At 67.1% G+C, this 10,743-nt stretch carries 8 protein-coding genes and 1 rRNA gene; 4 read left to right on the forward strand and 5 right to left on the reverse strand.

Going from position 1 to position 10,743, the window contains the following annotated elements:
• The first annotated feature begins 19 nt into the window (after positions 1–19).
• From AC1D1A_RS13380 to AC1D1A_RS13395, 4 genes are all read left to right on the forward strand, one after another.
• Complete coding sequence (locus AC1D1A_RS13380; RefSeq protein WP_476947909.1) at positions 20–889, forward strand: aldo/keto reductase; 870 nt, start codon at positions 20–22, stop codon at positions 887–889.
• 70 nt (positions 890–959) lie between these two features.
• Positions 960–1,664 (forward strand): type 1 glutamine amidotransferase domain-containing protein, encoded by a 705-nt coding sequence (locus AC1D1A_RS13385; RefSeq protein WP_476860377.1) that lies wholly within the window; start codon positions 960–962, stop codon positions 1,662–1,664.
• Positions 1,665–1,713: 49 nt separating this feature from the next.
• The gene (locus tag AC1D1A_RS13390) at positions 1,714–3,462 is read left to right on the forward strand and encodes a helicase HerA-like domain-containing protein (protein ID WP_476871780.1); all 1,749 of its coding nucleotides are present in this window, start codon (positions 1,714–1,716) and stop codon (positions 3,460–3,462) included.
• Between the two features lie 134 nt (positions 3,463–3,596).
• Positions 3,597–4,589 carry a hypothetical protein gene (locus AC1D1A_RS13395; RefSeq protein ID WP_476857287.1) on the forward strand — a complete coding sequence of 331 codons (993 nt, stop codon included), beginning with the start codon at positions 3,597–3,599 and terminating at the stop codon, positions 4,587–4,589.
• Positions 4,590–4,695: 106 nt separating this feature from the next.
• On the opposite strand, the gene AC1D1A_RS13400 is transcribed toward AC1D1A_RS13395, so the two are convergent.
• The 5 genes from AC1D1A_RS13400 to rrf form a co-directional block, all read right to left on the reverse strand.
• A complete protein-coding gene (locus AC1D1A_RS13400) occupies positions 4,696–6,654 on the reverse strand; it encodes an NHL domain-containing thioredoxin family protein (RefSeq protein ID WP_476947910.1) in 1,959 nt (652 codons plus the stop codon).
• Positions 6,651–8,825, reverse strand: a complete 2,175-nt coding sequence (locus AC1D1A_RS13405) for a bifunctional copper resistance protein CopD/cytochrome c oxidase assembly protein (RefSeq protein WP_476860381.1) — start codon at positions 8,823–8,825, stop codon at positions 6,651–6,653. The genes AC1D1A_RS13400 and AC1D1A_RS13405 overlap by 4 nt, the downstream gene beginning before the upstream one ends.
• Positions 8,826–9,057: 232 nt before the next feature.
• Entirely contained in the window at positions 9,058–9,345 is a 288-nt protein-coding gene (locus tag AC1D1A_RS13410) for an HU family DNA-binding protein (protein WP_011776355.1), read from the reverse strand.
• Positions 9,346–9,770: 425 nt separating this feature from the next.
• Positions 9,771–10,253, reverse strand: coding sequence for a hypothetical protein (locus AC1D1A_RS13415; protein WP_476947911.1), 483 nt, complete (start codon positions 10,251–10,253; stop codon positions 9,771–9,773).
• A gap of 404 nt (positions 10,254–10,657) precedes the next feature.
• Positions 10,658–10,743 (reverse strand): 5S ribosomal RNA (gene rrf / locus AC1D1A_RS13420); the annotation flags it as partial.

Genomic DNA, 10,743 nt, shown 5'->3' on the forward strand with positions numbered 1-10,743 from the left:
TGAGGATGTTCACTTTCCTATGAGCCACGACAATTCACAGCATCCGAAAAAATCCGCCACGATCGCCCTCAAGGATCTGGGAACCGTCCACCGGCTGGGCTTTGGCGCCATGCGGATCGTCGGCGACGGCGTCTGGGGCGAGCCGGCAGACCGCGCCGCCGCGGTCGACGTCGTGCGCCGCGCCGTGGAGCTCGGCGTCGACTTCATTGACACCGCAGACTCTTACGGCCCCAACATCAGCGAGGAAATCCTCGCCGAGGCGCTGCATCCCTACCGGGACGGCCTCAAGATCGCCACCAAGGTGGGGTTCACCCGCACCGGCCCCAACGTCTGGGTTCCGGTCGGCCGGCCCGAATACCTGCGCCAGCAGACGGAACTGAGCCTGCGCAAACTCAAGGTCGACTCCCTCGACCTCCTGCAGCTGCACCGGATCGACCCCAAGGTGGGCCGCGACGAGCAATTCACCGTGCTTCGCGATCTGCAAAAGGAAGGCAAGGTCAAGGCACTCGGCCTCTCCCAGGTCAGCGTCGAGGACCTGGAGGAAGCCGGGAAGTACTTCACCGTCTCCACGGTGCAGAACCGCTACAACCTCACCGACCGCAGCTCCGAGGACGTCCTCGAGTACGCCGAGGAGAACGGCATCGGCTTCATTCCGTGGGCGCCGATCTCCGCTGGCGAGCTGGCCCGGCCGGGCGGACCGCTCGACGAGGCGGCGAAGCGGCTGGGCGCCACGACTTCCCAGGTGGCGCTGGCCTGGCTTCTGCGCCGGTCCCCCGTCATGATGCCGATCCCCGGCACCGGCTCCGTCAAGCATCTTGAAGAGAACCTGGCCGCCGCCGGCGTCGTCCTCGACGACGCCACCTATGCGGAACTCGAAGCGACCCGCTGAACCGCGCCGCTTCCCATATTTCACCTTATCCACCGTCCGCCGGCCCTGCCGGCAGAACAGGAGCAGCACCATGGCTAAAAATATTCTGATGGTTGTCTCGGCAGCAGATTCCCTGACGATGCGCGACGGCAGCGAACACCCCACCGGGTACTGGGCCGAGGAGCTCGTCGTCTCCCACCGGACCCTTCTCGACGCGGGCCACACCGTGCACATCGCCACTCCGGGCGGCAAGAAGCCGACGGTGGATGAGGTGAGCCTCGCGGCCGAGTCCGCCGGTGGGCAGGACCGTGCGGATAGCTTCCGCCGCTACATCGATTCCCTCGACGCCGAACTGTCCAACCCGCTGGTGCTGGCCGACGTCGACGCCTCCGCCTACGACGCCGTCGTGATGCCGGGCGGCCACGGGCCCATGGCCGACCTGTACCAGGATGCCGACCTTGGCCGCCTGCTGACGGCCGTCAACACGGCCGGCAAGATCATTGCCCCCTTCTGCCACGGCCCGGCCGGGCTGTTGAGCGCCACGGACGACGACGGCGCGTTCACCTTCGCCGGACGCCGCCTCACCGTCTTCACCAATGAGGAGGAGCTGGGTGGCGGCACGGGACCCAATACACCGTGGTTCGTGGAGGATGTCCTGAAGGAGAAGGGCGCGGTAGTGGAGAACGGCGCGGCCTGGACGTCTCACGTTGTGCGGGACGGAAACCTCATCACCGGGCAGAACCCGCAGTCCAGCGAGGACGTGGCCAAGGAGGTCCTCAAGGCCCTCGCCGAATAAGCCACTCCTAGCCGGGTCCGGGAACCCCGGACCCGGCTAAGCTAACCGCATGGCCATCAAATCCACTGCAGACAAAGTCGCCACGATCGTCCAGGGCTACACTTTGGACGGCCCGACGATCGAGCTCGGCGCGGCGATCGTCGACGGCGAACTCCACAAGGAAGCCTCCGTCCGGCTGCCGCTCGCGATGATGAACCGGCACGGCCTCGTGGCCGGGGCGACAGGCACGGGCAAGACCGTCACGCTGCACATGATGGCCGAACAGCTTTCCACCGCCGGCGTGCCCGTGTTCCTGGCCGACATCAAGGGCGACCTCTCGGGCCTGGCCACCGCCGCCACGGGCACCGAAAAACTCCTGGCCCGCACGGAGAGCATCGGCCAGGCCTGGTCGGGCAAGACTTTTCCGGTGGAGTTCCTTGCCCTCGGCGGCGACGGCAAGGGCATACCGGTCCGCGCCACCATCACCTCCTTCGGCCCCATCCTGCTCTCCCGCATCATGGACCTGAACGAGACCCAGGAATCCAGCCTGCAGCTCGTCTTCCATTTCGCGGACAAGAAAGACCTGGAGCTGATCGACCTCAAGGACCTGCGGGCCGTGATCCAATTCCTGACCTCGGCCGAGGGCAAGGACGAACTTGAGGAACTCGGCGGCCTCTCCAAGGCAACCGCCGGCGTGATCCTGCGCGAACTGATCACGCTCGAGGCGCAGGGTATGGAGAAGTTCTTCGGCGAACCCGAGTTCGACACCGCCGAACTGCTGCGTACCGCGCCGGACGGTCGCGGTGTGGTGAGCTGCCTGGAGCTTCCGACGCTGCAGACCAAGCCCATGCTCTTCTCGACGTTCCTCATGTGGCTGCTGGCCGACCTCTTCGAGGACCTGCCCGAGGCCGGGGACCTCGACAAGCCCAAGCTCGTCTTCTTCCTCGATGAGGCCCACTTGCTGTTCAACGGCGCCTCGAAAGCCTTCCTTGATGCGATCACCACCACCGTCCGGCTCATCAGGTCCAAAGGTGTCGGCATTTTCTTCGTCACGCAGACCCCCAAGGACGTCCCCGCCGACGTCCTCGGCCAGCTGGCAAACCGCGTGCAGCACGCCCTCCGCGCCTATACCCCGGAGGACGCCAAGGCCCTCAGGGCCACCGTCTCCACCTTCCCGACCAGCGACTACGACCTCGAGGAGACCCTCACTACCGCCGGCATCGGCGAGGCCGTCATCACAGTCCTGAATGAGAAGGGCGCGCCGACCCCGGTGGCGCTGACCCGGCTCCGCGCCCCGGAGTCCGTGATGGGTCCCAGCACCGACGAGCTGATCTCCAGCACCGTCGCCGCCTCCGCCCTGCTGCCCAAGTACGGCACCGCCGTCGACAACATCTCGGCGTACGAGAAGATCGCCGCCGAAGGCGGTGACCGCACAGGCGCTGCCCCCACCGGGCCGGCGGCCGGGACCGCACACCACGGCGGCGCCCGGGACGGCGGCAGCCAGGAATCCGCCCAGGGCGGCGGTTTGGACCCCCGCGCCATCGACGCCGAAGCCCGGCGGATCGAGGAGGAAATCCTTGGCCGCCCCAGCAGCCGCCCCGCGCCGGCGCCCAGGATGCCCGACGATGACAACGTGGCCGAGCGGCGTGCCCCCCGGCCGGCGCAGCCGCCGGCCGGCGGTGGCGGGGGCATTGGCGGCGAACTCGCAGGGGCCCTGGGCGGTGGCCTTCAGAGCATGGCCCGCTCGCTGGGGACCCAGCTTGGCAGGGAACTGCTCCGCGGCGTCTTCGGCACTTCCTCCAAACGCCGCCGCCGCTAGGGATCACCGCGGCGGCATCCAACCGAACGTTCCCTGCCCGTGGGCCGGGCGGCCTTCAGCCATGCTCCGCGTCACAGATGCGGACTGTGACACCGGGATTCCTGTGGGGTACAGGTAACGTAAGAATGGTGCAGATGAGTCAGGCGTTGGTCAAAATCGCAGCAGTGTGGCTGCTGGGACTGATGCTTGCCGTCGCCGGGGCCATCGTGTCGATCAACCTGGTGAACGACTCCATTGCCGGGCCCCAGCAGCCAGTCCGCGAATATTTGAGTGCCCTGCAAAAGGGCGATGGCGAAAAGGCGCTGGGCCTGTTGCGCGCCTCCGTGCCACAAAGCAACCCGGCGATGCTCGACGGCACGGCCCTACAAACCGCGGCGGCACGCGTCTCCGACGTCAAGCTTGGCGCCGCGGAAGAGCGCGGTGCCAATCAGGTCATGGTGCCCATGGAGTACACAGTCGACGGCAACAAGTTGCGGACCGAGTTCCTGTTGGAGCGCTCCGGCACCGAGTGGCTGTTCTTCCACAAATGGTCTTTCGTCCCCTCTGAGCTGCCCGTCCTGGACGTCACCGTGGTCAACTCCAGCGAGGCCACCCTCAACGGCGTGCCGGTGAACATGCCCAACGGCCGCAACTCCTTCGCAGTCTTCTACCCGGGCGAGTACGAGGCGACCCTGAACGGCCAGTATTTCTCCGCCCCGGCCACCCGCGCCACCGTGTCGGCCGCGGACGCGCCTCCGGCCCCGCTGAACCTGCTGACCGAGGCCACGGGCGCCCTGAAGGAGGCCGTGAGCGGCAAGGTCAAGGAGTTCCTGGACTCCTGCGCGGACGAGGCCGACAAGCAGCAGAAGCTGCAGCCCAACTGCCCGTTCTACCACGCCACCAACAACCGCGTGATGGACGGGACCATCGACTGGAGCATCACGGACTACCCGAGCGTCAGCATCGAGCCGTTCGGCGGCCGCTGGGTGGTGGCGCCCCTCGACGGCAAGGCCCGGATCAAGGCCCGCCAACAGGATCTGTTCTCGGGCGCCGTGTCCGACATCGACTCCGTCCACGATTTCAGCTTCACGACCCGTCTGGACATCGACGGCGACACCGTCAAGCTCACGCCGCAGCTGGACTATTAGTACCCGCCGGGGCTCCGCGGCCGGAGGCCCGAAGAAAGCCAAAAGGCTGCTGTCCGTGATTCAGGGTCACGGACGGCAGCCTTCGGCTCAGCCTTGGCGCAGCGGCTCAGTCCATTCCGCGCAGGTCCAGGACCAGCTCGGTGTCTCCGTCGGCCTGCAGTAGCACGGGGATTCCCCAGTCCTGCTGGTAGAGGTGGCAGGCCGCATGGTCCGGGATCTCGCCGTCGGCGTCTTCGGGCCCGTCACACGCGGCCGCGCGGGCGGTGATGTGCAGGACGCCCTCGGGGACGTCGGAGGAAAGCTCCAGGGTGCGCAGGAGCCCCACGGACGTCCCGCCGCCGGAGACCAGCAGTTCGGGGGGTGTGGACGAGATCTTCAACTGGGTGGGATCGCCCCAGCGGTCGTCCAGCTTCTGGCCGGTGGGCGCCGTGAAGCGGACCGCCAGTTCGAGCGGCCCAGGCGCCACGGGGCTCTTGGGCCGGTGGGTCTGCGCCGCACCCTCGTCCACCTGCTGGGCTTCCTTCGGGATGGGCACGTACACGAGCTGGTGCTTGTTGGCCTCGACCACCACCAGCAACGGTTCGGATCCGGCGACCTGGGTGTGGTCCACAATCACGTCCGAGGGCTCGGACAGTCCGCGGGCCAGCGTGGAGACCGTGCCCGTTGCGGGGTCGTAGCGGCGGACTGCGCCGTTGTACGTGTCCGCGATGGCCACCGAACCGTCAGGGAGCACCGTGACGCCGAGCGGGTGCTGCAGCCGCGCCTCCCCGGCGGGTCCGTCGCGGAAGCCGAAGTCGAACAGGCCCTTGCCCACCGCCGACTCGACGGTGATGCTGCCCGCGTCATCAATCACGAGTTTGCGCAGGGCGGAGGTCTCGGAGTCAGCCACCCAGATGTTGCCGTCCGCGTCTTCGGCGAGGCCGGAGGACTGGGCGAACCAGGCTTCAGCGGCCGGGCCGTCCAGGAGCCCTTCGAGGCCGTTGCCGGCGATGATCTTTACGGCCCCGGAGGTCGGGTCGAAGCTGAAGATCTGGTGCACTCCCGCCATCGCGACCACCACGGCGTTGAGCTTGGTGGACCAGACGACGTCCCACGGCGAGCTCAGGGACACCGCGAGCGGGTCCGCCTCGAGCCGGGTACCGTAGGCGGCGCCTTCCTCGTCCACGCGGGCCGGACCGGTTTCCAGCAGCCGCTGTACGCCGTTGCCGGCCAGCGTCCGGACGGTGCCGTCCGTGAGGGACAGCCCGCGGAGCCGGTGATTCACTGAGTCGGCAATGACGACGTCGTAACCGGCGTCCGCGGCGACATCCTCAGGCAGCAGCACCAGGCCCTGCGGTTCGTTGAACCGGGCGGTGGCGGCGTTGCCGTCGGCGTGGCCCTTTTCGCCGGAGCCGTACGTGGCCAGCACGGTCTGAAAGTCGGTAGAGAGTTCCACGAGCCGGTGGTGGCCGGTGTCGGTCACCAGCCACGAGCCGTCGCCGGCGCCTCCGACGCCGCGGCCGGCGGGCAGGAACAGGGCCTTGCCCGGGAAGCGCAGCGTGCCCGACGTCGGTTCCGGCGCCACATAGGGGCCGTCGCCCCGGTGCAGGGTGCCCCTGGCTTCGTGTTCGGCGATCAGCTCGGGGATCAGCACGGCGAGGCCGTCCGCGTGGCCCTCGCCGGAGAGGTGCGCCACGATGTAGCCCTCGGGATCGATGACTACCAGGGTCGGCCAGGCCCGGGCCGTATAGGCCTTCCAGGTGTCCAGCTCGGGGTCGTCGAGGACAGGGTGGCGGATCTCGTAGCGTTCGACGGCGGCCGCCAGCGCCACGGGATCGGCCTCGTGCTCGAACTTGGGCGAATGCACCCCGACCGTCACGAGGACATCCGAGTACTGCTGCTCGAGCGGGCGGAGTTCGTCCAGGACGTGCAGGCAGTTGATGCAGCAGAACGTCCAGAAGTCCAGCAGCACGATCTTGCCGCGCAGGGATTCAAGGTCCAGGGACTTGCCACCGGTGTTAAGCCAGTTGCGGCCCACCAGTTCGGAGGCCCGGACCCGGAGGGGGGTGCGTACGGTTTCGGTCATGAGCGTCCTTCCAGCTTTGAATTGCGTTCGGCAAGCCTGGCGTCGCGCTCGGCCAGCTTGGCAAACATATCGTTGTAAGCGGTGAGATCGGCGTCGTTATTCCTGTCCGCCGCCCGGTCGGTGCGTTTGGACTCGCGCGCGTCGGAGCGGGACCACATCACGGCGACTCCGATCGCTACCAGCAGGGTTGGCACTTCGCCGATCCCCCACGCCACGGCACCGCCCATCTGTTGGTCCAGCAGGGCCGCGGGGCCCCAGGTCCGCCCCAGGTTGCCGAAGTAGTCGGCGGCCAGCAGTCCGGTGCCGCCCATGATGGCGACGCCGAAGAACGCGTGGAAGCCCATGGTGGCCAACAGGAGCAGCAGCCGCATGGGGTACGGTGCGCGGCGCGGCAACGGATCGGTGCCGATCATGGTGAGCACGAAGATGTAGCCGGTGAGGGCGAAGTGCAGGTTCATGAGTTCGTGGCCCACGTGGTCCCGCATCGCATAGCCGAACGCATCCGAGTAGTAGAAAAGCACGATCGAGCCGGCGAAGTTGGCGGCCGCGAACAGCGGGTGGGTCACCAGTTGCGAGAACTTGGAGTGGATGAAGATCATGAGCCACTCGCGCGGCCCGCGGGAGCTGTCGCGCCGGGGGGTCAGCGCCCGCAGTGCCAGCGTCACGGGGGCGCCGAGGACCAGGAAGATGGGGGCCACCATGGTCAGGGCCATGTGGTCCACCATGTGCGCCGAAAACAGCACCCTGCCATAGACCGACGGCGGCCCCGAGGTCACGTAGGTGAGGACCATGAGTCCGATCACCCAGTTGACCGTCCGGAACCAGGGCCACGAGTCGCCCCGCTTCAGCACCCTTCGTACGCCGAGGAGGTAGGACACCAGGCCAAATACGACGACGGCGATCCAGAGCCAGTCGAGCCGCCACTCCGTGAGCCATCGGTCCGGGGTCAGTTCCGGCGGCAGCTCGTAGCCCGAGAGGATGAAGGCAGGCGAAGCGTCGGGGGCGAAAGTGGTGGGCTGCGGCGGGGCGGAACGCCCCAGCGCGACGGCGATCCCGGACGTCGCTCCCATGATGATCAGCTCCACGATCACCAACTGCCACAGCACCCGCCGCGCGGACCTGCCCATGGCGCGGTTGCCCAGCTGCGGGATGACCCAGCGGCGGTGCATGAGCCCGATGCCGCCCAACACCAGGACCGCTGCCGTCTTGGCCAGGATCAGTTGCCCGTAGGCGGAGCCGAAGAGGTCTGCCCATGTGGTGAGGCGGATGCTGGCGTTGATCACGCCTGAGGCGAAGACCAGCGCGAAGGCAAAGCCGGCCAGGGATGAGAACCGGCGCAGGGTTGGCTCGGTGATGTCTGCAGTCCCCGAAGCTGCCCCCGAGGTGCGGCCGCCGGCGCCCGTGCCCTCCAGGACCCCGGAGAGGACCGCGAGCATGATGATGCCGCCCACCCAGGCCGATACGCCGACCAGGTGCAGGCCGAGCGAATTGATGGCGCCCTCGTGGTCGCTGGAGCTGGAGGAGTGTCCGATCAGGGCAGCGGGAACCAGACCGATCAGCGAAAGGACCAGTGTCAGTGCCAGGCCGCCGCGGGAGCGCACTCCGAACAGGGCGGTGGTAACGACGGCGGCGATGATTACGACAGCCAGCCACGCGCGTCCGGTTTCGATGTCCGTCATGAAGTAAACGAGGGAGCGGGTGAATTCCGGATCCCCGGAGATGCCCTGCCCCGCAATGTCCGCGTAGCCCAGGACCAGCACGGTGATCGCGGACAGCGTCCAGACGGCGCCGGCGGCCGCTGCCACGGCCAGCGCCCGGGTGAAGGCCGGATGTTCCGGGGCGTCCTGCTCCTTGGACCGGGAGCCGTTCCTGTTTCGCGGCAGGATGCCGACGGCGAAGATGAGGCCGCCGATCACGGTGGCGACAGCGACGTTGTGGATCGCTTTGCTCACCGGAAGCCCCCAGCGCACCAGTGCCCCGGGATCTGAGACCTCGCGGGCGGCTGCTGCGCCGGAGAAGATAAGTGCCGCTACCAGGCCAATAAACAACGCGCCAAGGCCTGCGATCAGCCAAGGCCGGGCAATCCCGGCGGGACCGGAGCCAGGGCCGCGTGCGTCCCCGGGGGGAACGGGCGCTGCGGTTGTGGGCGTGGGATTTACTGCGGAAGGCACACCTCCATTGTCCGCTACGCCGCCTAGCTCAGCGAATCGGCCCCGGCGGCTGGGCCTCTGGGGATCCGCCAGGCCGGCCCGGCCTTCAAAGGACTGCGGATTCGTCGGGAAGGCCGCCCGGCCGGGCTAAGACCGGTTAGGGACCGGGTTAGGGACTGGCCGGGGACTGGCCGGGGACGCAAAAGGAGCGGCAACCCGAGGGTTGCCGCTCCTTTCAAGCCTGCGAAGAAGACTACTTCTTCTTGGCGACTGCAGCCTTCAGCTTGGAGCCGGCGGTCAGCTTGACGCTGTGGCCAGCGGCAATCTGGATGGTCTCGCCGGTCTGCGGGTTGCGGCCGGTGCGAGCTGCACGGTCGGTGCGCTCTACGGCGAGCCAGCCCGGGATGGTGATCTTCTCGCCCGCGGCGACGGAGGTCTCGAAGACCTCGAACAGTGCGTCGAGCACGGAGTTGACTGCTGCCTGGCTGGTGCCGGCCTTGCCTGCTACCTCTGCAACAAGTTCACTACGGTTCTTAGCCATTTATGTCCTCCTGGACGGTCACGATTTTTGGAGCCTGCACACGGCATGCGTACAAACCACTGTTCGAAAACTTACCAGCTTGGCGCCTCAGAGGTGGCAAATTCCGCGTGTTTTCGGCCTTTTTTGGGGAAAATCACTGGAATCGGGCGCCGATCGCCGTCAAATTGCGCCGAGAGCGGAAGCCCCCTCGTCGGCGCCATTTCACCGAGTTCCGCCGCGGTCCCCGCCGGCGTACTTTGTGCCGCCAGGTAGCCACCCCGGGCGCTGCCCGCTGCTGACCCGTCCCATGGTCTGTAAGTCTATATCCGGCTGCTCTGTGAGTGGCTGGCAGTCTGGTGCTGTGGCCTGGCTTGGGCGTGGCTCACCCATGGTATTGCCTCCGAGGGGAATCTCCCACGTACTGATGAGGCCTAACTCTTGGCGTTCTAAGACGGCTTGGCACCATTCACGGATTTGAACTCGCCGCCGAGCTCTTGCGCCAGGCCCTTCAAGTCCATACCGCTCGGAGACTCCTGAAGTGCCTCGGACATGTCCACGACCATCCAGTTTTTACCCTCCACGATGGCTAAAGGCTGGGTGCTGTCCGCATACAGCTGCTGCTCAGCATTTCGGGCCTCTTCGGTCCTGAACCACTCGACCTGGACACGTTTTGAACAGACGGCGTATTCGGCCGTGTAACCGGCCAGCTCCGGATTGATGATTGGGGCCGTTTTGGGCGCTTCCTCGCAGCCAATGACATCGGCAACGGCTCGGCGGGCTTCCTCGATAGAGCCGAATTCCGTATGCTGCGGGGACTGCGAGGACTGGGCATTGGAGGACTGCTGCACCTCCATGCCACAGGCTGTTAGGACGCAGATCAGCCCCAGCATTGTGGTAGTAGCGGAGTACTTGAACTTGCCTGTGATCATCACCGGTCACCCCCAAAGGTCAGTGGACTCATACTTGCACAACGCCAGGAACTTAATACGTAGCGGGGCCAGTTCCAAGGAGCTGGTTTGTCCTTTCGCTGCGCTGGCTGCGCTATCAGAACCCGGCTTGACGACTTTAGAAGCATCCTGGCGGGCAGTGAGGGGAGGCCTTGGCGGGGCGACGCCGGCACCGGCCTTGGATGCCCTGCCGGCTGCCCGGGGATGTGGGGCGCTCGTGGCGGGCCCCGGGGCCGCTGTTATGGCAGGGCGTGTACCGGACCGGTTTGGGGGCATCTGGCCGTGGGCCCGGGCTCCGGGGCCGGGGTCCCGGCCCTGCCTGAGAGGGGGGGTTAAATGCGGGAGGACCCCCACCTGGTGGTGGGGGTCCTCGACCGTTAATGGTGTTCCGGCGGTGACCTACTCTCCCACACCCTCCCGGGTGCAGTACCATCGGCGCTGTGGGTCTTAGCTTCCGGGTTCGGGATGGGAC

Source organism: Arthrobacter sp. P1_B9, assembly GCF_056406495.1.

What these genes read in the sequence shown, in the direction of transcription:
- AC1D1A_RS13380 (WP_476947909.1), top strand. Translation starts at nt 20, where the DNA reads ATGAGCCACGACAATTCACAGCATCCGAAAAAATCCGCCACGATCGCC.
- AC1D1A_RS13385 (WP_476860377.1), top strand. Translation starts at nt 960, where the DNA reads ATGGCTAAAAATATTCTGATGGTTGTCTCGGCAGCAGATTCCCTGACG.
- AC1D1A_RS13390 (WP_476871780.1), top strand. Translation starts at nt 1,714, where the DNA reads ATGGCCATCAAATCCACTGCAGACAAAGTCGCCACGATCGTCCAGGGC.
- AC1D1A_RS13395 (WP_476857287.1), top strand. Translation starts at nt 3,597, where the DNA reads ATGAGTCAGGCGTTGGTCAAAATCGCAGCAGTGTGGCTGCTGGGACTG.
- AC1D1A_RS13400 (WP_476947910.1), bottom strand. Translation starts at nt 6,654, where the DNA reads ATGACCGAAACCGTACGCACCCCCCTCCGGGTCCGGGCCTCCGAACTG.
- AC1D1A_RS13410 (WP_011776355.1), bottom strand. Translation starts at nt 9,345, where the DNA reads ATGGCTAAGAACCGTAGTGAACTTGTTGCAGAGGTAGCAGGCAAGGCC.
- AC1D1A_RS13415 (WP_476947911.1), bottom strand. Translation starts at nt 10,253, where the DNA reads ATGATCACAGGCAAGTTCAAGTACTCCGCTACTACCACAATGCTGGGG.